24 protein-coding genes are annotated in these 22,646 nt (G+C 53.7%); 10 read left to right on the top strand and 14 right to left on the bottom strand.

Annotation, left to right across the window (positions count from 1 at the left end):
- Positions 1 to 17 precede the first annotated feature (17 nt).
- From CDI07_RS04220 to CDI07_RS04210, 3 genes are all read left to right on the top strand, one after another.
- The gene (locus tag CDI07_RS04220) at positions 18 to 896 is read left to right on the top strand and encodes a zinc metalloprotease HtpX (RefSeq protein WP_088180420.1); all 879 of its coding nucleotides are present in this window, start codon (positions 18 to 20) and stop codon (positions 894 to 896) included.
- A gap of 81 nt (positions 897 to 977) precedes the next feature.
- Complete coding sequence (locus tag CDI07_RS04215) at positions 978 to 1,877, top strand: M48 family metalloprotease (RefSeq protein ID WP_394335168.1); 900 nt, start codon at positions 978 to 980, stop codon at positions 1,875 to 1,877.
- Positions 1,878 to 1,992: 115 nt separating this feature from the next.
- On the top strand, positions 1,993 to 3,135 hold the full coding sequence (locus CDI07_RS04210) for an amidohydrolase (RefSeq protein ID WP_088180418.1): 1,143 nt from the start codon (positions 1,993 to 1,995) through the stop codon (positions 3,133 to 3,135).
- A 64-nt stretch (positions 3,136 to 3,199) separates the two neighbouring features.
- Here CDI07_RS04210 and CDI07_RS04205 read toward each other — a convergent pair whose 3' ends face one another.
- The 5 genes from CDI07_RS04205 to CDI07_RS04185 form a co-directional block, all read right to left on the bottom strand.
- Positions 3,200 to 4,234 carry a hypothetical protein gene (locus CDI07_RS04205; protein ID WP_088180417.1) on the bottom strand — a complete coding sequence of 345 codons (1,035 nt, stop codon included), beginning with the start codon at positions 4,232 to 4,234 and terminating at the stop codon, positions 3,200 to 3,202.
- A 161-nt stretch (positions 4,235 to 4,395) separates the two neighbouring features.
- Positions 4,396 to 5,343 carry a radical SAM protein gene (locus tag CDI07_RS04200; protein WP_088180416.1) on the bottom strand — a complete coding sequence of 316 codons (948 nt, stop codon included), beginning with the start codon at positions 5,341 to 5,343 and terminating at the stop codon, positions 4,396 to 4,398.
- Positions 5,327 to 6,151: an NAD(P)/FAD-dependent oxidoreductase gene (locus tag CDI07_RS04195; RefSeq protein WP_088180415.1), complete on the bottom strand. Its 825-nt coding sequence runs from the start codon at positions 6,149 to 6,151 to the stop codon at positions 5,327 to 5,329. The genes CDI07_RS04200 and CDI07_RS04195 overlap by 17 nt, the downstream gene beginning before the upstream one ends.
- Positions 6,133 to 6,765, bottom strand: a complete 633-nt coding sequence (locus CDI07_RS04190) for an isochorismatase family protein (RefSeq protein WP_088180414.1) — start codon at positions 6,763 to 6,765, stop codon at positions 6,133 to 6,135. Before CDI07_RS04190 ends, CDI07_RS04195 begins: the two co-directional genes overlap by 19 nt.
- A gap of 23 nt (positions 6,766 to 6,788) precedes the next feature.
- Entirely contained in the window at positions 6,789 to 7,595 is an 807-nt protein-coding gene (locus CDI07_RS04185; protein WP_088181537.1) for an SDR family oxidoreductase, read from the bottom strand.
- A 71-nt stretch (positions 7,596 to 7,666) separates the two neighbouring features.
- Between CDI07_RS04185 and CDI07_RS04180 the strand changes: the two genes are divergently transcribed.
- Both CDI07_RS04180 and CDI07_RS04175 read left to right on the top strand, forming a co-directional pair.
- Positions 7,667 to 8,677 (top strand): deoxyhypusine synthase, encoded by a 1,011-nt coding sequence (locus CDI07_RS04180; RefSeq protein ID WP_088180413.1) that lies wholly within the window; start codon positions 7,667 to 7,669, stop codon positions 8,675 to 8,677.
- 87 nt (positions 8,678 to 8,764) lie between these two features.
- On the top strand, positions 8,765 to 9,922 hold the full coding sequence (locus CDI07_RS04175; RefSeq protein WP_088180412.1) for an ATP-binding protein: 1,158 nt from the start codon (positions 8,765 to 8,767) through the stop codon (positions 9,920 to 9,922).
- Here the strand turns inward: CDI07_RS04175 and CDI07_RS04170 are convergent.
- The 5 genes from CDI07_RS04170 to CDI07_RS04150 all read right to left on the bottom strand — a co-directional run bounded on the left by CDI07_RS04170 (position 9,915) and on the right by CDI07_RS04150 (position 13,806).
- Positions 9,915 to 10,622: a hypothetical protein gene (locus CDI07_RS04170; protein WP_088180411.1), complete on the bottom strand. Its 708-nt coding sequence runs from the start codon at positions 10,620 to 10,622 to the stop codon at positions 9,915 to 9,917. The two genes, CDI07_RS04175 and CDI07_RS04170, sit on opposite strands and share 8 nt — an antisense overlap.
- Before the next feature lie 154 nt (positions 10,623 to 10,776).
- Positions 10,777 to 11,031: a hypothetical protein gene (locus CDI07_RS04165; protein ID WP_088180410.1), complete on the bottom strand. Its 255-nt coding sequence runs from the start codon at positions 11,029 to 11,031 to the stop codon at positions 10,777 to 10,779.
- Between the two features lie 147 nt (positions 11,032 to 11,178).
- Positions 11,179 to 12,465, bottom strand: coding sequence for a tRNA(Ile2) 2-agmatinylcytidine synthetase TiaS (gene tiaS / locus CDI07_RS04160; RefSeq protein ID WP_088180409.1), 1,287 nt, complete (start codon positions 12,463 to 12,465; stop codon positions 11,179 to 11,181).
- Positions 12,466 to 12,556: 91 nt separating this feature from the next.
- Positions 12,557 to 13,237 carry a restriction endonuclease gene (locus CDI07_RS04155; RefSeq protein ID WP_168169234.1) on the bottom strand — a complete coding sequence of 227 codons (681 nt, stop codon included), beginning with the start codon at positions 13,235 to 13,237 and terminating at the stop codon, positions 12,557 to 12,559.
- Between the two features lie 38 nt (positions 13,238 to 13,275).
- Entirely contained in the window at positions 13,276 to 13,806 is a 531-nt protein-coding gene (locus CDI07_RS04150; RefSeq protein WP_088180407.1) for a GNAT family N-acetyltransferase, read from the bottom strand.
- A 44-nt stretch (positions 13,807 to 13,850) separates the two neighbouring features.
- Here CDI07_RS04150 and CDI07_RS04145 point away from each other — a divergent pair, with 44 nt between their 5' ends.
- The gene (locus CDI07_RS04145; protein WP_088181536.1) at positions 13,851 to 14,807 is read left to right on the top strand and encodes a transcriptional regulator; all 957 of its coding nucleotides are present in this window, start codon (positions 13,851 to 13,853) and stop codon (positions 14,805 to 14,807) included.
- On the opposite strand, the gene CDI07_RS04140 is transcribed toward CDI07_RS04145, so the two are convergent.
- Together CDI07_RS04140 and CDI07_RS04135 are read right to left on the bottom strand one after the other, a co-directional pair.
- Positions 14,800 to 16,050, bottom strand: coding sequence for an HD domain-containing protein (locus CDI07_RS04140; protein ID WP_088180406.1), 1,251 nt, complete (start codon positions 16,048 to 16,050; stop codon positions 14,800 to 14,802). The genes CDI07_RS04145 and CDI07_RS04140 overlap by 8 nt on opposite strands.
- A gap of 83 nt (positions 16,051 to 16,133) precedes the next feature.
- The gene (locus CDI07_RS04135; protein ID WP_088180405.1) at positions 16,134 to 17,417 is read right to left on the bottom strand and encodes a phenylacetate--CoA ligase family protein; all 1,284 of its coding nucleotides are present in this window, start codon (positions 17,415 to 17,417) and stop codon (positions 16,134 to 16,136) included.
- A 335-nt stretch (positions 17,418 to 17,752) separates the two neighbouring features.
- On the opposite strand from CDI07_RS04135, the gene CDI07_RS04130 reads away from it, so the two are divergent.
- From CDI07_RS04130 to CDI07_RS04120, 3 genes are all read left to right on the top strand, one after another.
- A complete protein-coding gene (locus CDI07_RS04130; RefSeq protein ID WP_226996609.1) occupies positions 17,753 to 18,595 on the top strand; it encodes a hypothetical protein in 843 nt (280 codons plus the stop codon).
- Between the two features lie 6 nt (positions 18,596 to 18,601).
- Positions 18,602 to 19,696 (top strand): DUF835 domain-containing protein, encoded by a 1,095-nt coding sequence (locus CDI07_RS04125; protein ID WP_088180403.1) that lies wholly within the window; start codon positions 18,602 to 18,604, stop codon positions 19,694 to 19,696.
- A gap of 340 nt (positions 19,697 to 20,036) precedes the next feature.
- Positions 20,037 to 20,252, top strand: coding sequence for a hypothetical protein (locus CDI07_RS04120; RefSeq protein ID WP_088180402.1), 216 nt, complete (start codon positions 20,037 to 20,039; stop codon positions 20,250 to 20,252).
- Here CDI07_RS04120 and glp read toward each other — a convergent pair whose 3' ends face one another.
- Complete coding sequence (glp, locus tag CDI07_RS04115; protein ID WP_088180401.1) at positions 20,253 to 21,443, bottom strand: gephyrin-like molybdotransferase Glp; 1,191 nt, start codon at positions 21,441 to 21,443, stop codon at positions 20,253 to 20,255.
- Between the two features lies 1 nt (position 21,444).
- A complete protein-coding gene (locus CDI07_RS04110; RefSeq protein ID WP_088180400.1) occupies positions 21,445 to 21,960 on the bottom strand; it encodes a molybdenum cofactor biosynthesis protein B in 516 nt (171 codons plus the stop codon).
- 101 nt (positions 21,961 to 22,061) lie between these two features.
- Between CDI07_RS04110 and CDI07_RS04105 the strand changes: the two genes are divergently transcribed.
- Positions 22,062 to 22,646 carry an adenosylcobinamide amidohydrolase gene (locus CDI07_RS04105; protein ID WP_088180399.1) on the top strand — a complete coding sequence of 195 codons (585 nt, stop codon included), beginning with the start codon at positions 22,062 to 22,064 and terminating at the stop codon, positions 22,644 to 22,646.

Below are 22,646 nucleotides of genomic sequence, written 5' to 3'. Positions count from 1 at the left end.
TCGCTGGAGGTGAGATCATGGGGCTTGGTCTGTGGCTCAGAACGGGTCTGCTGATGGCCGTACTGACCGGGTTACTGATGGCCATCGGCTACGTCTTTGGAGGCCCCAGCGTGGCTTTCCTGATGTTCCTGTTCTCGATGGTCTTCAACTTCATAACCTACTGGTACAGCGATAAAATCGTCCTGAGCTGGTACCGTGCAAGGATGGTGGATGAGTTCGAGGCTCCGGAACTCCACGCGATAGTTCGAAAGCTCGCCGAGAACGCAGGCCTGCCGATGCCGAGGGTGGCCATAATCCCCAGCGAGACACCCAACGCGTTCGCCACGGGGAGAGACCCGAAGCACGCGGTTGTTGCAGTCACAACCGGCCTGCTCAGAATCCTCGACAGGGACGAGCTCGAGGGAGTGATAGGCCATGAGCTTACTCATATAAAAAATAGAGACATGCTCATCGGAACCTTCGCGGCGGCCCTGGCCGGTGCCATCGTCCAGCTTGCCTACTGGGCCCGGTGGATAGCCATCTTCGGCGGTTTCGGAAGGGATGAAGACGATGCCGGGAACGTGCTTGTGGCCATACTGATAGCGGTTTTGGCTCCAATAGCGGCGATGCTTATCCAGGCCGCCGTGAGCCGCTCGAGGGAGTTTTTAGCGGATGAAGGCGGGGCGAAGATAAGCGGCAAACCCTGGGCGCTCGCGAGTGCGCTGATGAAGATAGAGCGCGCCGTCAGCTACCGTCCGATGAGGGAAGGAAACCCGGCAACGGCACACATGTTTATAGTGAACCCGTTCAAGGGAACCAGCTTGGCGAGCCTGTTCTCAACCCACCCCCCCACCGAAGCGAGGGTCGAGAGGCTCAGGAAGATAGCGGAAGAGATGGGCTACGCCCCAACCTTCTGACTTCCCATTTCTGCCCATCTTTTGAAGTGAACGAAAGGTTTGTAAAGGCGGTTTGAAAGGTAAACCAAAGAGGTGATGGATGTGAAACTCTGGCTGTTCCTCAGGACAACGTTCATGATAGCCCTCCTAACCGGCCTCCTGATGGCCATGGGGTACCTCCTCGGCGGCGCCAGATGGATGACCTACATGTTCTGGTTCGCCGTCATAATGAGCTTTTTGGCCTTCTGGTACAGCGACCAGCTTGTAATCAAGATGATGAAGGCGAGAATAGTGAGCAGGGAGGAGGCACCGGAGCTCTACGAGATAGTTGAGAAGCTCAGCAAAAGGGCCGGCCTCCCGATGCCGAAGATAGCGATAATCGACGACCCAACGCCGAACGCATTCGCCACGGGCAGAAACGCCAAGCACGCCCTTGTCACGGTCACGACTGGGATACTGGAGCTCCTCGATAGGGACGAGCTCGAGGGGGTTCTCGGCCACGAGCTAACCCATGTGAAGAACCACGACATCCTCGTGGGGACGATAGCCGGCGCTTTGGCCGGAGCGGTGGTTTACATAGCGTACATAACCAAGTACCTGGCATTCTTCAAGGTCATCTTCGGTGGCCTCAGCCTCGACCGCTTCATCTACGCCCTCCTCATCGCCATAACCGCCCCGATAGCGGCCATAATAATCCGCTCGGCGATAAGCAGACGGAGGGAGTTCGCGGCCGACGAGGGCGGCGCCAGGCTCAGCGGGAAGCCTTGGGCCCTCGCGAGCGCTCTCCTCAAGCTCGACGAAGCGGTTAAAAAGCTTCAAAAAGAAGCTGAGGCCAAGAAGAAAAAGCCCCTCGGCAACCCTGGGCTGGCCCATCTCTTCATAGTGAACCACTTCGAGGGCGACAGGGTTTCCCAGCTCTTCGCAACCCACCCGCCGACCAAGGAGCGCATAGCCCACCTGCGCGAGATAGCGAAGGACATGGGTGTCGAGTTTCCCTACTGAGCCTTTTCCGTTCTTACACCTTTTCTGACTACATAATTATCGAATTGTATAATTCTTCAATTCGGGAATCGACAAGCATTTAAACGTTAGTGCACATTTCTTAACGGTGATGAACGTGAAAGCAGTCAAGGCGAGTCTTCTCTACGACGGTCTGGGGAACGTTCTGAAGAACGTCTACGTCGTTTTTGATAAAAACATTGTGGGTGTAACGAAGGAGAAGCCAAAGGAAGTCGAGGTGATAGCGGAGGGCGTTGTAACGCCGGCCTTCATAGACGGTCACAGTCACATAGGAATGGACCGCTACGGCGAGCCCTATCAGGAGGGAGAGGCCAACGAGCAGATGGACGCGGTTCTTCCCCTGGTGGATGCCCTCTACTCCATCTACATGGACGACAAGGCCTTCCAGCACTCAATAGAGTTCGGTGTGCTGTATTCATCGGTTCTGCCGGGAAGTGGGAACATAATCGGTGGGAAGGCTGTCTTCATCAAGAACTACGGGCGCGACATAGAGGATGCCTTCATCCAGTACGCGGGCGTTAAAGCGGCCTTCGGATACAACCCGCGCTCGACGAAGGAGTGGAAAGGGACGAGGCCTAGCACGAGGATGGGAGCGATAGGAATTCTCCTCAACTGGCTGATTAAGACGCAGAAGACGATAGCCCTGCTGGAGAAGGGCAAGAAGGAGCCGGAAGAGGTTGAGCCCACCGTTGAGGCCCTGATTCCTGTCCTGAAGGGAGAAGTTCCGCTCCGCGTTCACGTCCACAAGGAGGATGACATCGCGGCCCTGCTGATGATAAAGCGGAAGTTTGGGCTCAAGATAACCATCGAGCACGCTGGCGACGTCCACAGCAGGGAGACCTTCGAGAAGATTAAGGCCGAGGGAGTCCCGGTCGTCTACGGCCCCTTCGATGCCCATCCCTACAAGGTTGAGCTCAAGCATGAGGACTGGAAGAACGCGAAGTATTTACTTGAGGTCAAACCTCTCTTCGGCCTTATGAGCGACCACCCGGTAACCCTTCAAGCGAATCTTTACCTCCAGCTCAGGCACTTCATAAGGCTCGGCATGAGCAAGGAAGAGGCGATAAAGATCATAACCCACAACAACGCGAAAATCCTCGGCGTTGACGACAGGCTCGGAAGCATTGAGAAGGGCAAGTGGGCCTCGCTGGTTGTCTGGAACGGTGATCCGTTCCACATGAAGAACTACCCGACGCACGTCTTTGCGGAGGGAGAGCTTATTCACGAGTGGGAGGTTTAAGGTTTCCTCTTTTTGCTTTATTCGCTGGCAGGTAAGAGAGAAGTACCCTTCTGAGTATAAAGCGCTAGGAGTTTACCCTCTGCAACCCTTGGAGAGTCTCCAAGTATATCTGATATTCTTTGTCTACCTCAAATTCAATGGTTTCAAATTTGATTGATAAGTACTTCTTTTTGGCCCATCTTATTCTACTAAATGCTTTTATTTTTCTGAGTTGGGATTCTAGACTCAAAAGCTCTGCATCAGATGTCGCATATTTGGCTTTAGTCTTTATTTCTAAAGCCTCTTTGAGTTGTCTTTGTAACACTCTTTTAACCGCCGCTGCACCTCCTTGAATAGCCATCTTTACTAATATAAATAACACTCCTACTATCTCCATAACGTAGATTATGATTTCGGAAGGATTCATTTGGACAACAGTTGAATAAGTGATTTGAAACCATTTAATGAAACCTACAATTGTCATAAATAACCCTCCACACCATAAACACTGTAGCATTCTTAGTTTAAATCGAGATGGGGATTTCTTAGTATCTTGGCTCTTTGATTGCGTTGTATAAATCGGGGTAGCGAGAAGATACTCAAATTGTTCTGAGAGATAGTATACAATTACCCCAATATACAAATACAGAAATAATAAAGCTAAGAGAATCCGTTTGTCTTGGTGTGTGAGACTGAATTGGACAAAGACAATAGGAACTGAAAGAAGGTAAATCTTCGAAAGCTCTTTACTGGCATATACCCATTTTAAGTTATTCAAATCGTTGATGTCAAATTTGTATTTATCTCTCTGAGAGCTTAAATGGGTTAAGCGCTTAAAAAGGGCATGTAGGAGTAATGTCATTAAAACGAGATAATACAGGAATAATGCGCTCATTATGTTTGTAAACGCCTCTAAAATGTCAACAAAAGACAACAACAGTGGGAATATTGGGGCAGCTATCGATATTACTGTTACAAGTCTAGAAACAATATCTGAATCATCGATTGATATTATGTTCGATACAATTTCTAAGTTCAGTTTTTCAATTTCCTTTATCAAATCATTTCTCCTAGATTCAAGCAAATCTATATAACCCAGCGGCTCGTCCCACTTGCCCACAGCATCATCCCCTATTCTTTTCCAAAAATAAGTATAAATCCTTTGCGTTAGGAAATAAATTCTAACTAAAACAATAAAGCAATAACAATCTCTTAGCGAGGAATCACACATCCCCGCTGTTATAAGCAGTTCGAGAAGAACAAGAAAATACCAAAAATCCCTCAGCTCACCCTAAACTCAAACCCCCTCGCGAAGGTGTACGCTTCTCTAAGCTCTGGCCTCTCCTTGAGGAAGTGGAGGATGTACTGGCCGCAGTTCGAGCCGATGAGGTTCTCCCTCGTATCGCCGACGGAGATAATGACGTCGTAGCCGAGCCTTCTCAGGTCGTCCACGAACTTCCTGTGCTTCATAGGAAGGCCAGTCTCAAGGTCCACGTCGTTGGTGAGCCTGTTCTTGAGAACGCTCACCGTCGGGTTGAGCGGCGTTATCTTGATGAGGAAGTATTCCTTCGGGAAGTACTCGGCTATAACGCTTGCATCGGCCTCGTTCTCCCTCGCCAAAGCGAAGTTGAGCGTAATCTTCTTGCCACCCTCGTCGTAGAATGCCTCTCCATACTCCGCGATTCTCTCGAAGTCCCACTTCCTGACCGGGATTATCTCGTCCCTCTGCTTCGGGTTCGTGGAGTGTACCGAGAACTGGAGCTGGAAGTTGGTTGGAAACATTTCCTTCTTCAGCTCCAGCAGGGCCTCGAAGAACTTGTCCGTCCCTATCGGGGCTATCGTCGAGAGCGACGGGTGGAAGTTGTCGTAGCGCTCTCCTAAAATACGCATCGCCTCGATGACGGTCATGTTGAAGCTCGGCTCGCCCATGCGCGCGAACTGCACCTTAAACTTCCTAGTCTTTGGCTTCCCGTTCCAGCGCCTGCTTATAGGATACTCAATCTGCTCCATCAGCTCATCAACGTCGAGCCTGCCCTTGTAGAAGAAGCCCGCGTCGCACATCTTACAGCCGACCGGACAGCCGTTGAGCGATGAGACGATGAGCACCCACTTTTCCTGCGGATTGTAGGTCGGGATTGATTCGACGAACTCCACTATGTTGCCCTTCGAGGTCTTTCCAATGTAAACGACGGCAACGTTCGGGTCGCCAACCTCACTCAGTATCTCCATACCTCTCCCTCCTCCATATCGTCATCGCCGTTTTGATTCCATCAGCTATCGCCAGGGCCGTTTGCCGGTAAATCCCGTTCTTAACGTCCCCGACCAGGAAAAGGTTATCGTCCTCGATGCCCTCCACCAGTTCGATGTTCGGAACCCTGCCGATGGCACCGAGCACCAGGTCGACCTCAAAGTCCCCAGCGCTGGTTTCGGCTAAAAGCTTTCCCCTCCCGTTTATAGGCTTTATTTCCCGAACCTGTCCCATCAGCGTCCTGATGTTTGAACGCCTCTTCACGAGTTCCTGGAGGTACGGCAAAGCCTTCGGCTCGCTCCTCATGAGGATTATCACCTCATCGCTAACCTCGCTCATGGTCAGAGCGTAGTCGAAGGCCACGTCGCCGCCTCCGATGATGAGAACCCTTTCATAGTGCCTCCTCGGAACTTCAGCGACGTGGTAGATTATCCCCTTGAAGGGAAGCTTTCTCGGTCTCGTCCCCGTCGCGACCACGAGGTATTTGAAGCCGTAAGTTCCATTGTCCGTTTCGACCTCAAAGGGCTCGCCGGTCTTTCTCACGGCCTTGACTTCCTCGTAGACGATTTTCAGGTCGTACTTTTTTACGTACTCCTCGAGGATTTCGACGACCCTCTCGCCTTTGATGCCGTCGGGAAAGAACATGGTGTTCTCCACGGAGTAGGCGTTCCGTATCAGCCCCCCGATCCGGTCGCACTCGAAAATTACACTCTCAATGCCGTAGCGCTTGAGCTGGACTGCCGTCGCTATACCGCCGATTCCAGCCCCGATTATCCCGACGAGAGCCATTCCAACACCTCCGAGAGGAGCGGCGTAACCGTGAAGCCGTGGGAGAGGTTTCTAAGAGTTGCCTCGTGGAAAAGTCCGTTTTGAGTGAGCGTCCCATCGACCGGGAAGACCACGTTGAATCCCCTCACGAATGCCTCCCGAGCGGTCGTCTCACAGCAGAGGTGCGTCATGACGCCGGTGACGATTACGGTCTCAACGCCGAGCCTCCTGAGTCTCTTCTCAAGGTCCGTCCCGTGGAACGCGTCATAGGTCCTCTTCTCGACCACTGTTCTCGCGAAGGGCTGAAACTCGTCGAGAAGCCCGCTCAACGGGTCATCCTTTGGCATATCTCCACCCCACCACCGGGTCATTATGTCGTTTTGGTGGAAGTGGCGGGTGAATATTATAGGGACGCCAAGTTTTTCAGCCTCCCGATAAAAATCCATGAGCCTGGGAACGAAGCGGGACGCTGAAGGCAGGAACGCCCTGCTCTCGGGCGTGAGGAAGTACCTCTGAAGGTCTATCGCCAGAACGGCAGCCCTCTTGAAGGGCCGTATCTTCTCCCACTTTCTCTGCCTGAAGTACCGTTCCCTCATCTCCAAGATAAAGTCCTCGGTGAAGTAGTCTTCCTTCATGGGCGTAGGAAGGGGGAGAAGGCTTAAAGATTTATCCCCCTCGTCATCGCGCCGTCTATGACCACCGTCGAGCCGAGCATGTACTCTGCCTCATCGCTCAGGAGAAAAGCCACCAGCGAACCTAACTCGTCCCATCTGCCGGTTCTGTGGAGGGGTGTTCTGCCCAGCACTTCCCGCTCCCAGGTCTCCTCAAAGGGCTCTTCCTTCGACTCAGCAACGGCCTTGAGGTTCTCTCTCGCACCTGGTGTGTCGAAGCTTCCGAGCAGAACGCTGTAGGCCCTTATTCCGTGCTTCCCGTATGTTCTCGAAACGCTCTTCGCCAGCTGAACCAGTCCAGCCCTCGTGACGTCCGCCAGAACCAGCGGCGGCATTGGCTCCTTTATCGAGACGGAGTTGAGGTAAACTAGAACGCCCCTCTTTCCGCTTTCGATCCACTTCCTGATGAGGAGTGCCGTTAGATAACCTGGAGCGATCGAGTGAAGCTTCGCCGCCTCCAGCCAGTCCGCATAGTCAGCTTCATGGACTAAACATGGCTCGCAGGAGACGTTGGGGGCATTCCAGACGAGGGCGTCAACACCGTCTAGGGCATCCCAGGCCTTTGATACCAGATTTTCCAGATCTTCCTTTTCCCCGACGTCTGCAATCACGCCGTAGACCTCTCCGTATTCCGAGAGCTCATCCAGGGCTTTCTTCAGGTTTTCCTCGTTTCGCGAGCTTATAACAACCCTCGCGTTCCTCTTCAACAGTTCCCTCGCAACGTTGAACCCTATGCCGCGAGATGATGCCGTGACGATGACGCCGAGGCCGTTCAGGTCTATCTCCACCGGCATGGGGTAAAGTTGGACGAGGGGAATAAAACGCTTTCCCAAAACTTTATACGTCCACCTTCGAACCCGAAACCATGACCGAGCCGAAGGATATAGTCCTCAAGGAGAGCGAAGAGGTTGAGGGGCTGCCTATAGAGGGGCCCTGGCCCGACGATGTTTCCAGTCTTGAGGAGGTTTTGGACTATTACGAGCGCATAGGCTTTCAAGCGACGCACCTCGGAAAGGCGATAGAAATCTGGCGTAAGGTCGAGGAGAAGCGCGCTAAGGGGGAAGAAGTCCGCGTTTTCCTCGGCTACACCTCCAACATAATTTCCTCCGGTCTGCGCGAGCTGGTTGCGTGGCTCGTGAAGGAGGGTAAAGTGGACGTCATAGTGACGACCGCCGGCGGAATCGAGGAGGACTTCATAAAGGCACTCAAACCCTTTGTCCTCGGCGACTGGCAGGTAAATGACGCCCTGATGCGCGAGAAGGGCATCAACAGAATCGGCAACATCTTCGTGCCCAACGACCGCTACATTGAATTTGAGAAGTACATGATTCCCTTCTTCGAGCGGGTTCTTGAGATGGAGAAGGAGCGCGGAAAGCCGCTGACGGCGAGCGAGTTCATCTACGAGATGGGCCGCTACATGGACGAGAAGCTCGGAAAGGAGAAGGAGCGCTCGGTTATCTACTGGGCCTATAAGAGGAACGTCCCGATTTTCTGTCCTGCCATAACCGACGGCTCGATAGGCGACATGCTCTACTTCTTCAAGGAGGAGCGCGGTGACAGGGAGCTGGTAATAGACATCGCCAACGACATCGTGAAGCTCAACAACTTAGCGGTTACCGCCAAGGAGACCGCCTCGATAATTCTCGGCGGCTCCCTGCCGAAGCACGCGATAATCAACGCCAACCTCTTCCGCGGCGGAACCGACTACGCGATTTACGTGACGACGGCAATTCCGTGGGACGGTTCACTGAGCGGTGCACCGCCGAGCGAGGGCGTAAGCTGGGGCAAGATACGGGCGAAAGCCGACTACGTCGAGATATGGGCAGATGCTACGCTCGTCTTCCCGCTGTTGGTGTGGAAGGTGATGAAGGGATAGTTTGCACCGTCACTGCAAGCTCTTTTTTAAATCTCTTTGCAGTGGAAGTGCAAAACCTTTATAAATATCTTTGCACTATAACTGCACATGCTTGAGGTACAGAATCCATGGTGGTTCGGCGAACCGGACAGGGACTGGGAGCTCTTTGGAAAGCTCACCTACAGGGTCAGGCCGAAGTGGCTCGACGAGCTCTCATTGGAGCCTTTTTCGCTCAACTTCGTCGTCGGCCCGAGAAGGGTTGGGAAAACCATCGGAATAAAGCTTCTCATTAAAGAGCTCCTCAAAAAAGTTGAAACCCCTCACGCAGTATTTTACTTCAGCTGTGACGTGCTTGAGGACTACAAAGAGCTCTTAGAGGTTTTAAATGACTATTTGGGGATGAAAAGACGGAAGAAAATCAGGAGAGCGTTTATATTCCTCGATGAGGTGAGCTTGGTTGAGAACTGGTGGCGTGCCCTGAAGTTCCTCATAGACAGAGGTGAGCTGAGGGACGATATCGTTACCGTAACGGGCTCGATTTCCCTGGCGATAGGCCGGCACTTTGAGACCTTCGGCGGAAGACGGGGGAAGGGAAAAACAATCGAGGTCATGCCGCTGAGCTTCCACGAATACTACAGCCTTTTCTACGACGAGTTCTTCCCCTCGAAGGGGGAGGAAGTCTTCGAGAACTACCTTGAGACGGGCGGGTACCTCGCCTACTTGAACGGTACTTTGAAGGTTGAGGAGCTCGTGGGCTTCTTGAAGGCGGACCTGAAAGCTTTAGACCGCTCGACCGACCTCGCGAGGGACGTTATGGGGGCCATACTTGATAAAGCTCCATCTCCAACTTCCTTCAACGCGATAGCGAAGGTCGTCGGGGTTTCGCCCCACACCGCGAGGGATTACATCGGGCTCTTCGAGGCGTTCCACGTCCTCCTGCAGGTTCTCTACCTCGGCGGAGACGGGAAGGTCTACCCAAGGAAGGAGCGGAAGCTGATCCTCCGTGACCCACTCATCGTGAGGGCCATGGCGCTCTGGACGAGGAGGGAGGTCGATAAGGCCGTTCTCTATGAATGGCTCGTTCAGGAGCACCTGTATCGGAAGTTCGGGGAGGTGTTCTACTACCGCAACTCCTACGAGGTTGATGCGATAGCGGGAAACCTAAAGGTCGAGGTGAAGTCTGGGGAGCGGAGGGGAAGGTATCCGAGGGACGTTAAAGTCCTGAAGGGCTCGGAGGTTCCGGGATTCCTTTACAATCTCACTTAGCGAATTCTCTTATCCCCTTCACGTCACTCCGCTGAACCAGCCTCAGGAGCTTGGCCGTGTAGGCTATCTCAAGCGCGTTCTCCTCAAGGTTTTCGAGGAGTTCGTCAAGCCGATTGAGTAGGTCTCCCTCCGCTCGCTTCATCGCCTCGCCTGAGAACCCCGCGTATTCGAGGGCCTTTGCTATTGCGAGGAGCTCAGAAGACGGTCGCTGGGGCTTCTTAGCAGGGGCTGGATTTTCTGAGTTTTGGGATTCAAAAGCCCTTGGGTCAATCCCCTTCTTCTTGAGGAATTCGTACCATAGATCACCATATACCTCCTCTGGTTTCACGACATTTGGGAATACTTTCTTTAGTTCGATTATGTGATCTCCTATTGTTTCGAGCACCTTTTCCCGTGGTACTCGGAGGAGCCCGTCAAACACCCCAGTCAGCTGAACTGCCGGCGGTTGATCGTACAGGTTTTTGTAGTGATTAACGGCTATCCAGTACGGATCTGCTCGGTTGTCGAATATGTTGTGCGCAAGTTTGTCCGAAATCTCAACAGCATTCTCAACAGCCCTTCTAATTTTCTCCTTGTCTATAATCTTTCCCCTCATTTTGTACGCCGTGTAAATAGCGTCGGTCATTTCCTCGATAACTTTTTCCCTATGCTTCTGTAGGAACTCCCTGAACTTCGGAACCTTCACACCTATGCCAAGCATCACGTCAGATACTTTCTCCAATGGTTTTATTTCGTCCGTGCCGTATACTTCCCCAATTCTTCGCCTATTTCCACAAGTATGTTGTGAAACTTTTGTTCCACATGATCTGTGTGGGCGCCGCCCTCACCATCCCTTGCAATTCCTGTCAATAAGCCTATAAGGAAGTCATATCCCACCTCTGTTGGTGTTTCCTTCTCGGAAATGAACCGATGATCCCCTGCGGGAGTCCAGTGTGTGTTGGGTGGAGGTCCGGTAAGCCAGCAGCCATCTGTGCGATTTTGGCAAAGACTGTCGTGTTTTCTCCCGTAGGTGTCGTGTATACATCTACCTGCTCCCTTCTCTTTACTGTTCTGAATCTTCTTTTTTCTTCGATCTCTACTATTCCGGTTCTCTTCCGCGTGAGCACCATCTGGCACACCCCTCAAACTTCACTTTTGAAAGAGATAAGCCTTTCGAAGTCCTACAAGTCAAAGGTGAAACATCTCTCCGTCCACCTCAATGGGAACTTGACCTTTATTGGCCTGAATAATAATCACGGTTATGATAATCAGAATTATCATTTCAAAATTCCCAACGCTTCCAGAATCTTCTCCTCGCCACCCGGCAGAACCAGCGGCCTCGACAGGTGCTTCCTCGCGTCTGGCGGCACTTCGTAGATTTTCCTCTCCAGCTCGCGCGGGACTTCAACGGGAATGAGCTTCTTCGGCATCTTATGGCCACAGCGCTTGCACTTGAGGTAATCTCCCTTGCTCTTCATCGTCCCGCCGCACTTCGGGCACTTCGGTTTCTGGTACTCGATCCTCGGAACGAGCTTCACCGGATAGAACTTCTCAAGGTTGAGGGTTAAGACGCCCTCGTGCTCTTTCACTCCACCGGCGGCGATTATCTCGTCTCCAGGGAGGAGCTTCCTCACGTAGTTCCGGAACTTCTTGGTCGGCTCGAAGGCAGCAACGCGAATCCTTCCCGTTTCATCCTCAAGCTCGAAGAAAACGTGCCTCCCGCGCTCCCAGTAGGGGCCTGCAACCCTACCCCTGACTATAGCACTGTCGTAGAGCTTCAGCTCACCGATTTTCTTTGGGGTAAGGTGGTCGTCGGTGTTCTGGTTCGTCTTGTAGAGCTGGTGGAAGGCAACAGGCTCGCCAAACTCCACCCGCTCGAAGGTCTGGAGAACCTTTCCTCTGTCAATTCCCCTGATGCCAACCAGAACGGGATCCTTGCCGTGGGGTGTTATGAGGACGCTCCTCTTGTAAGGGTCAACGTTGTCGTAGGTGAAGGGATAGCTCCAGCTATCGGCCAGAAATACACTCTCCCCGTCCACTCTCCTCGGCGTTCCCCAGTTGTCGGGCTCTCTGTAAGCTAACAGCTCGTAGGTGAACCTCTCCAGCGGGTAAGCAACAGCCGCGAGCGCGCCGATTATGCCCCTCCCGACCTTGAACTTGAAGTACTCTGCCCCAACTTCCCTCGCGACTCTTTCAGCCTCCTCGATCGTAACGTGCTCCCTTAAAGCCCTCAACGAGAACTCGCTGAGCTCTTCTGGAATATCCCCTTCGAAGAAGACAACGCCGGGGTTGGTGTTCTCGTGAGTGAAGTCGGAAAGCTGGTTTACGTAGAAAAGGACGGTGTCTTTGATTTCGGGGATAACTTTCTCATCGACTTCAAAGGTCATCGCCACTGCCCCATTGCCGCGGGTCTTGTACGGGATATTTGGGTTGAGCCTGATCAAGCGGGGAAGGTCTATGGGCTCCGCTAGGCGGGAAAACTCGCGGTACAGGAGGGCACCGAGGTAGGTGGTGCACATGCCGTTGGGTGAGTCGGTGTCGTCGATTCCGATGTGGAGCCTCATCGTTGAGAGAAAAGGGAGGGGGTTTAAAAATCAACCGGGAGATAATAAGCACACCCAGTCCTCTAGAGTTTAGTTTTATTGGTGCTGGTTCCTACAAAATCAACTCTTTTCTAATTAGATCTACTAGAAATTTTATCAAAAAATAAATCCCCGCATTTACCCCAATAAACATGAGTAGAATTAAGAATGTTTGAGATGATGAATGAGGAGGATAGTGAAGAATTGAAGGTAGGATACGGCGTATATACAGGACATCTAGAAGCAGTCCAAAAATCAAAGGAATTACAGCTATAGCTATGATGGGTGCTATTCTTGAGAGTCGATTTGTAAGATGCCTACTGCTAGAGATACCCCATGTTGCATGCGAACGTGAAGAATTTGGTTTTTTGGTAGGTGAAGTCCTTCTATAATAGTTCCGTGTGATATGGCCTTTGGACTCAATATAATCCGGGAGTGATGACCATTCTATTAGGTGTACTTTGCTTCTTTTTGCAAGTTCTCGGGCTTGTCGAGTAAATCCTGCAGTAGAAATTATCCATGCATCTTTGCATCTATAATATTTCTTACCACCAAGGACTTCTTGAACTGCATGGACACCTACTGGTCTACTCGTGTATTTTACCTGTATAGCCATCTTCTTTCCATCCTTCCTTGCAATTATGTCTGCACCAAAATCCCTGCTCTTTGGAGTGAGTTCTACCTCATATCCATAGCTCTCAAGCTCCCGGGCCACTACCTCCTCAAAGGAGTATCCTTGATGAGGGTCAGGCATAGACACCCCTTTAGTTATTGTTTTATAATTCATAAGTACTATTCCCTAAACTTCTCGTACATTAGCACGTCAACGAAGCCCTCCCCTGGCACGTACTGGTGCTTCCTCCAGCGGCCGGCGAGTTTGAAGCCGTTCTTCTCCAGCACCCGGATGGAGGCGATGTTGGTTTCGAAGACGTGGGCGTAGACCTTCCGCAGGTTGAGCCAGTCGAAGGCATATTCAAGGGCGAGCTTTACGGCCTCGCTCGCGTAGCCGTGGCCCCAGTACTCCTTGGCCAGGAAATAACCCAGTTCGGCGCGTCCGTTGTGGTAGTCTATCCTGTGCAGGCCTATGAGGCCAACGAGGGAGCGCGAGGAGTTTTCTATGATTGCAAAAACCTTTTCGTGCTTCTTCTCCCGCCTCAGAGCCTCGTACCACTCCAGCTCGTCCTCGTAGAAGAATATCTCCTCCGAGAATGAGAGGTAGCGCCTGACGTCGCGGTCGTTGTACCAAACCCAGGCGTGCTTCAGGTCCTCCCGGATGAGCACGCCCAGGGAAACCAGATTGCCCTTAACGATTATCGGCCTCATGCGAACACCTTAACTTTATTAAGCCCTACGCGTATTTAAAAATGATGGACAGGGAGAGGCTCATAAGAACCGTCGAGGCGATACTCAGGGGCACGGGGTACAAGACGGCACGGATGGACTTCAAGGGCTCGTGCTTCGACATAGTGGCGAGCAGGTTACTCCTCCTGCTCTTCGTCAAGGTGGCTACCAACATAGACACCGTCACCGAGGAGCAGGCCGAGGATCTCAAGCGGCTCTCCAAGTTCTTTAAGGCCTCACCCCTGATAGTGGGGCTGAAGACGAAGAACGCCGAGCTTGAGGAGGGCGTCGTTTACGAGAGGTTTGGAATCTACGCCCTCCGGCCGGAGACCCTCTACGACGTCCTCGTCGAGAACGAGTTGCCGGCGATATTCGCCGAACGCGGTGGCTTCTACGTAAGGATAAACGGCGGGCTTCTGAAGCGGCTGAGGGAGAAGTACGGCTACTCCGTGAACGAGCTGGCGCAGCTCTTGGGAGTCTCACGCAAGAGCCTGATAAACTACGAGCGCGGGGAGCAGGCGGTGTCTCTCGAGGTTGCGATAAGGCTTGAGGAACTGTTCGACGAACCCCTCGCAGAGCCGATTGACATACTCCACTCAACGGTCGAGGCCAACCTCAACGTGACCCCGGAGAGTCCTCTCGAGAGGGAGATTTTTGAGCGCCTCAAGGGGCTGGGCCTCGGAGTCGTGAAGGTCAAGAAGGCACCCTTCAACGCGGTGTCCAAGGAGGACGAGTTCAACATCCTCACGGGGATAGACGAGACGAAGACCCGTTCAACGGTGAAGCGGGCAGAAATGGTAACGGAGGTCAGCAAGATAATCAACAGCGATGGAGTTTTCATCCTGGAAAAGACCAGAACCGAGGTTGTCGGTGAGGTCCCGCTGATACCGAAGGAAAGCCTCGAGGAAGTCAGAGACGCCGACGAACTCATAGAGATGATAGAGGAGCTCAAGAAGGAGATAAAGAAGCAGCTCTTCAGCTGAAGATGACTTTTCTCCAGACCTCCCTTACCTTCGGGACGTATTCCTTCGGTGCCGCTATGAGGACTGCCCAGCGCGGCGTCTGGCGTCTCTTGAGGGCGTTGGCGAGCGGCGTCACCTTCGTCAACGGTTGAAGCTCCCCGTTGCCCAGGAGGACGTTTATCTCAGTCGCCTTGAGCCTCGGCTCGCTGAGCATGAGGTCTGCTATGCTGAACTCAAGGATGACCTCGCCCTCCCTCGCGCCGACCATGTCCGCGAGGGTTCTCTCTATCTCCTGCCTCCGCTTCACGTTCCGGTATGCCGTCAGCAGTTCTCTCTTCTCCTCACTCGTCAGCTCGTCCGCGCTTGCAAGAACCGCGGCCTTGTAAAGCTCGCGGTACTTTATGCGCCTCACCATCTCGGCCGGGAAACCCTCAAGGTCCTCCAGCTCGACCAGAACCCTGCAGTCGGTCATGCGCCAGAAATCCCAGAGGTAACCCTCCTCCAGGGCGAACTCCAAAGCTCTAGTCAGCATGCCCTCGGCTATCTTGACCGTGTGGTGGAAGTAGACGCGCGAGTACATCAGCGAGCGGGCCACCATCATGCCCTCGACGGCCTCTATACCCTTCTCGTCAACGACGAGTTCCCCATCATGGATCTTAAGAACCTTCAGCAGCCTCTCAAGGTCTATTATACCGTGGGCGACGCCGGTGTAGTGGGCGTCCCTCACGAGGTAGTCGAGCTGGTCAACGTCAACGTCGCCGTGCAGCATGTGGCCGAGGTAATGGGTCTCGTGCTTCCCGCGTATGAGGTCGGCAACGTCCTTGGGCGTGAAGTCGTAATCGTAGCCCTCAATTATCTCCGGGATCCTTCCTCCATTCTCGCTCTCCGTTATGTTCACCTTTCCCAGCACCATATCCTGGCCGAGGTGCATGTGGTCGTGCTCCTTGACGTAGTGCTTGTATATGCTCTCGAAGGTGTGGCTGAAGGGCCCGTGGCCGATGTCGTGGAGGAGCGCTCCCACCTGCAGGAGCATGCTCTCGTTCTCATCCAGGCCGACCTCCTGCGAGAGCCTCTTGGCGAGGTGCCACGCGCCGAGGGAGTGCTCGAACCTGCTGTGATTGGCACCGGGATAGACGAGGTAGGCCAAACCGAGCTGTCTTATGTTCCTGAGCCTCTGAAACTCGGGGGTCTTGACGAGGTCAAGGATAATGCCGGTGAGCTTCATGCTGCCGTGAATGCCATCGTGAATAATCTTTCCATCCATCGACACCACCGCTGGAAGTTTGAGAAGAGCCTTATATAAATTTTCGGCATTGTGACAAAATTGGAAGGAAAAGGACGGCAGAATCAGAGGTCCTTGCCGACGATGTATATCCTCTTGGTCTTTCCGAGCCTCTTCGGAAGGTCGGCCCTGAGCTTCTCAAGGGGAACCGCCTCGATGACCAGCTCTGCCTGCTTGGACTCCTCCACCTCGTAGCGGACCGGATTGTTCGCCTCGTAGATGAGCTCCCTGACCTCGTCCTCTATTCCTGCCGGCTTTTCTCCGCTGTAGGCGACGCGGAGTATGGCCTTCGGCTTGGGGTTCTCGGGTGAGAGCGGGTGGTAGATTATCACGAAGTCAAGGAGGTCCGGATGGTCGTAGACTATCTCCATCACCTGGTCGATGTGGAGCTTAGCTCCCGCGAGCGTTACGACGTCCTTGATGCGGATTATATTCCTGACCTCGCCATCTTCAATCCTCGCGAGGTCGCCGATGTCGTAGTTGAAGAGGGGCAGACCTGTAAGCTCGCCCTCCCTCATGACCTTGGTTATATAGATGCGCTTGTAGTCGTCGTAGCCGTCGCCGTTGTCCTTGAGAACGACTATGGACTCCTCGAAGTTGAACTTCGTTGCCTTCTTCCTCGTGATGACGCGGTATCCGGTTATGGCATCCTCAGTCGAGCCGAAGTTGTCTATTATCACAGCGTTTTCAAACAGCTCAAGGGTTGCCCTCGCGAGCTCTGGGGTCAGGGTTTCTCCTCCGACCACTATCGTCTGAATGTCCTTCTTTATGGACTCGGGGAGAACGAGGCCGAGGTTGTAGGCAGTTGCCGTCAGGCAGAAGAGAGCGGTGGGTTTTATGTAGTTCAGCTCCTTGAGGAGCATCTCTTTATCGAGCAGATACTGGATCGGTATCTGGTAGTATGCGGACTTCGCGTTGAGCGCCTCAAAGCTTCCGAAGGCGAACATGCCCGATGAAGATGGCAGTGGTGGGAAGAACGAGGCAATCCTGTCTCCTTTGTCCATGTACTCCCTGATCCACGGTTCCACCTGTCGAGCCGTTCTGAAACGGTCGTCCCGGGTGTACGCAATCCGTTTGGGTTTTCCGGTCGTGCCGCTCGTCCTCATCACGGTGTAAAATATCCTTGCCTCCTGGATGTAGTCGGGCCATACCTTATCGGTGGCATAGAGGTCGTGGGGGGTTATCGTTACGGTATCGACGAGATTGGCGAGGTCCTCAAGGGATAGCCCATCGGGGTCAACGCCTGAGAACTTCTCCTGCCAGAATCGTGTCGTCTCCAGGGCTTTTCCAAGGGTGTACCTGAAGTCATTAACCCCCTCTCTATCAACCCTTCCAACAATCAAAGTCATGTACACTCACCGGAACAATACATCGCGCTAATGGTATATAATTGTTGGGGTTTGCCCAACCAAATATGGATGGATTCCAACAAGAAAGGTTTTTATACAGTTCCCGTTAAATTACCTCCATGAACTATCGGGGAATATTGGATAACCTCTATAAGGATCCGCTGAAAATCGATGACCCCAATATAAAGGAGTATCTCAGAGAGGTTTTTGAGTTTCATTTTCAAACCACCCCTTACTGGAGAAGAGTCTCCGCAGAGCTTCGGCCGGATTTGGATTCAATATTTCAAGGAACTCTTGAGGAGATTTTTGAGAATATTTTTAATTCCGGGCTCACCGTGGAGGAGGAATACCTCAGGCACAACTGGGTTGAATTCGTCCCCGATGGGTACACGGGGAGGATCAGGTTCTATCAATCTTCCGGAACCACAAGGGAGCGGGCCATCGGCCATTGGGATAGGGAGTACCTTTTCGCTGTTCACAGGTATCTGAAAACATCTCTCGACGAGATTTATGCCCTTAACAAGACTTACGACGAGAACCACCGTATGAGGACCATTGCCCACGGCCCCTACGGATGGTTTCAGGAGGAGATAAGCGAGCTGGTGTGGAGCTACGGCGGTTTGCTCTACTTCATAGGTATGGAAACCGATGGGCTGAAAAAAGTCTACGAAACCCAGGGATTGTCCGCGGTCTTGAAGATACTGGACCCGCTGGTCAGGTACACGAACCGCATCATGGAGCGTGACTCCATAAACACCGTACGCTCGGCGCCTCCGCTGATGGCTCTCTTTGAACCGTACAGCGAGGACATCGAGACTGCGATAATCAGCGGTGTGGGCGTGAACCACGAATTCTTCGAGGCACTCGGTGCGAAATTCGAGGGCGCAAAGCTTATACCCCTCTACGGCTATTATCTCATTGGCGATCTGATGGGCATACACAAGGGCAGGGAGTTCTGGTACTATCCCAACTACCCGTTCACGATAATCTTCCCGATGAGCAAGGAGGATGACGGGTACAGGATAGTGAAGCGCTACGAGCGTGGAAGGGTGGCCATGCTGATAGCCAGACCCGAAGTCCTGGTTGTTAAATTTGAGGATGAAACGGCGCTCAGAACCCCCCCGTATGGGCCGTTCAAATGGGACGGGTTCGGAGACCCCGAAAGGGAAGTGGGGTGAGATGTATTGGATGGCATTCATGCGTTGGTGCTTGCCGAGGCCGTGATGGTCCTGATAGCGGACCTCGTGGCCGCGGGATGGATATTCCGTATATACCTCCGTAATCGGAGAAGATCAGCCCTGGCCTTCTCGTTGGCCTGGATATTCGATTTCTTGGCTATTCTCTCCACGACCGTTACAAACCCCACCATTCAGATGATCGGTATTCTGCTGCTGCCAGCGTTCTCCGGTCTCATATTCTACGGTGCTGTGAAGTTCCTCGAGGAGGAGTCCATCGCCGTCAGGTACAGGACCCTAGCCGTACTGGCGGTAATGCCCGTGGCGTTTATGATATACATGGTTGGAGTGTATATCTACACCGGAGACGCCGTGTGGACCATAACGAGCGCCGCCACCCTTGGAATAACGGGCGTGTTCGTCATAGCGGGAGGGCTCCTGCTGAAGGAGACCGAGGAGATTTACAAGAGCGCCGTTAAATACCTCTACATCAGCATAATCCTCTTTGGGCTGCACCTGATTCCCGCCGCGCTCTTTGGAATCGAAGAGTGGTACAAGGCCGTTGGTTTCACGCTATCCACGATACTGATAGTGAGCATGGTAGTGGCCATGGTGAAGCTCACATCCTCGGAGTCATTCACGCCGCAGAAGGGAAGGGTCACGGCACCCGTCGACCTGAAGCCGGGGGTCATTATAGTCAATGGAAAAGAATATCAGAAGCTCAAGGAGAAGCTCAAGGACAGGCCGGTTCTGGCCTTCGTCAGGGACGTTACCCAGGTTCCCGACGGATGGCAGTACTACTTCGTCACGACGATACCCTTCCAGGGGAGGTTCAAGAACACCATAAACCCGACAAACCTCGCCAGAATGACCGAGCTGTCGTACAAGTATCTGGAGGAGTTCGCCAGGATGGGCGACCACGGAATAATAGTCATCGACTGCCTCGAGTACCTCACCGTCTACAACTCCTGGGAGAGCCTCATGAAGTTCCTGTCGAAGCTCAGGGACTTTGTGATAATAAACAGGGGCACTTTGATTCTGGTCATCGAGAAGGAGAGCCTCGAGAGCAGGCTCTACGCCCAGCTCAGGAAGCTCATGGAGTGAGACAGCTTTATATACCTCTTCTTTTCAACTTTAAAATGCCCCTGCGCGAGGACCCCGGGGAGAATGAACCGGGGGGCGATGCGGGGGCTACAGCTCGGCCTCAGCGAGGTCCCCGCGGGAGGGCCTTCCGCGTTACGGAGCACGATGGCCGCGGGAAACCCAGGCCGAGCACAGTCCAGGCCCGCCTGGGTTAACCCGCCTGAGTTCGCCGTTAGGCACCGATGGGGGCGGGTGTTACGGGCGGGCCATAGACGATTCACCGAAACATTTTCGACGATGCCCTTTGGTGTGTTGAAAAAGTTTATTAAGTGCTAGATGAAAGAGTCACACGGAGGAGACCATGAGGATTGCAGGCAGAAACAAGTGGGAGATTCTTCTGAAGTATTATCCCCCCTGGCAGGGATACCCACCCAAGAAGAGAAGAGAGAGGAAAACGACGGAAGTCATTGAGGTATTTGAGATGCTGGGCGACCCCCGGAAGCTCCGGGACATACCCGAGGACGTCCGCGCCATTCTAAAGTTCATCAGGCTCGAGTCTTTTCTCCAGGAGGCTTAGTTAGTAGAGTACGACCTCGACGGTCTCTCCCTCGAGGTACCCCTCACTGTCCTCTGGGATTTCTATGTACCCGTTGCTCTCCACGAGCGAGCTTATTATCCCGCTGCCCTTCTTCTTGATAGGTCTGGCTTCCCCGTTCTCGTACCACACCTTCACGAACTCGTGCCTTCCGAGCTGGCTCGAAACGCGCTCGGTGAGCCTTGCCAGAATCCTGACCTCATAGTTCCTGGCCCCCACCAGCTTCGCAAGGGCGTGCTTGACGTAGAGGTGGAACTGGGCGAAGACGGCTACCGGATAACCGCTCATGATGAAGACCCTCTCGCCGTAGCCTACTGGCCTTCCGGGCTTTATCGTCGTGCCGTGGAAGAGCAGTTTGACGAAGCGGTGGGCGAAGTCCTTATCTCCGAAGGCGGAGCCGCCCGTGACGAGGACGAGGTCGCACTCTCCCCTTGCCCGTTCTATTGCGGACCTAATAGCTCCCTCATCGTCCGGGACGACGCCGTAGAAAACCGGCTCGCCGAAGTACTGCCGAACCAGTCCCGTGAGCATGACCGAGTTGCTCTCCATAATCTTCCCGGCCTTCAGCGCGCCTTCATCGAACTCCTCGATGAGCTCGTCGCCCGTGATTATTATCCCGACGCGGGGCTTCCTCTTGACCTTCACGCTCCTGAAGCCGATGCTCTTGAGGAGCGCCAGGTCCTGGGGCCTTAAAACCTGCCCCTTTCGGAGGACAACCCCTCCCTTCCTCACGTCCTCGCCGGCGAAGGCCACGTTCTGGCCCGGGGCAACTGGCCGGAGAACCCTTATGACGTCCCCATCACGTTCTGCCATCTCCTGCATCAGAACTGCGTTGGCCCCCTCCGGCATCTTTGAGCCCGTCATCAGCTTCACCGCCGTGCCGGGCTCAACCCTCGCCCCGCTCTCCTCCCCGGCGACTATCTCGTCCACGACCCTGAGTTCAACCGGGCTGTACTCCCTCGCCGGGAACGTGTCCTCCGCCCGGAGGGCATAGCCGTCGACGGCCGAGCGGTCGAAGGGCGGGCTGTCTATGGGGGAAACGACGTCTTCAGCCAGAATCCGTCCGAGGGCCTCTGAGAGGGGAACCTCCTCGACGTCTCCAATCTCGCTGACGTCATTCAACACCGTCTCAAGGGCCTCTCTATACGGGGTCAGCCGTTTGAACTCCCTCACGTCACTCCCTCCCGTGCTTGAGTACGTGGCCGGCCTCTTTGAGGATGATTTTGATTCCCGTCCTTGCCGCGCCGAGACTGCCGGGCAGGCAGAAGACGGCCATTGCCCTGCCGGAGCTCCTGATTATTCCCGCGGTTGCCCTAGTCATGACCGCGGCGGTGCCTATCTCCTCGTAGCTGAGGAGTCTGAAAACCTCGCCGAAGCCAGTCAGTTCCTTATCGAGAAGGGGCCTGATGCTCTCTATCGTCACGTCCCTGCTGGCTATCCCCGTTCCGCCGGAGGTTACCAGGACCTCTGCCCCCGCTCTGAAGGCCTCGACAACGGCACCGATTATCGCCATCTTCTCGTCGGGAACGACCGCGTAGTAAACCCTCTCATGTCCAGCCCTCTCCAACTCCCCGATGAGAAACTTCCCGCTCTTATCCTCTTTCTCGCCTCTGCTCGCGGTGTCGCTAACCGTTATGACCGCGAACTTAAACTTCTTTGGAGCCTTTCTTTTGTGTTCCTCTGCCCCCATATTACCACCCGATTAAGCTCGTTCCCGAACTTAATAACCTTTCAGCAAACGGAAACGTTTAACGGCGCAAGCGTTATATCCCCCGGAGCGGACGGTCATTCATGATGTTCGATCACTTCATCAAGCGCTTCGACGGGCCGCTGCTGGCACTGAGCAACGCCCCGCACAGAGGAGGTCTGACGAAAGCAAACGGTTTCTTCTTCATGATGGTGCACAAGGATTACGCCGGGGACTACAAGGCCGACTGTCGCGCCTTTGAGCTGGAACACGGACTGAAGAACTTCGTGGGCTTCATGACTGCCGCGGAAGTGGGTAAGGTTCTCTCGATTGCAAGGAGCGGAAGCGTTACCGCCTACGTCACGGCCGGGATAACGAACCCCGTCGTGGCCGGTGATGTGCCACCTCCCTGGACACCGGGGACGATAAACATCGCCCTCGTGGTTGATGAGGGTCTGACCGTCGGGGCCATGGCGAACGCCATCATGACGGCTACCGAGGCAAAGACGTACACCCTCCTCAGGCTCGGCTACAATGCCACAGGGACGACGAGCGATGGAATAGGTGTTTTTGCTCCTGAAGGAGAGGTAGAATGGGCGGGGACGGCAACGGAGCTTGGAGTGAGCATAGGGATGGCCGTAAGGAATGCCCTCGAGGAGAGCATTGGAAAATGGGAGAGAACGAGATGA

Origin of the sequence: Thermococcus sp. 5-4 (assembly GCF_002197185.1) — an archaeon.
GTDB lineage: Archaea > Methanobacteriota_B > Thermococci > Thermococcales > Thermococcaceae > Thermococcus > Thermococcus radiotolerans.
This window is presented reverse-complemented; position numbering and strand designations above follow the sequence as displayed.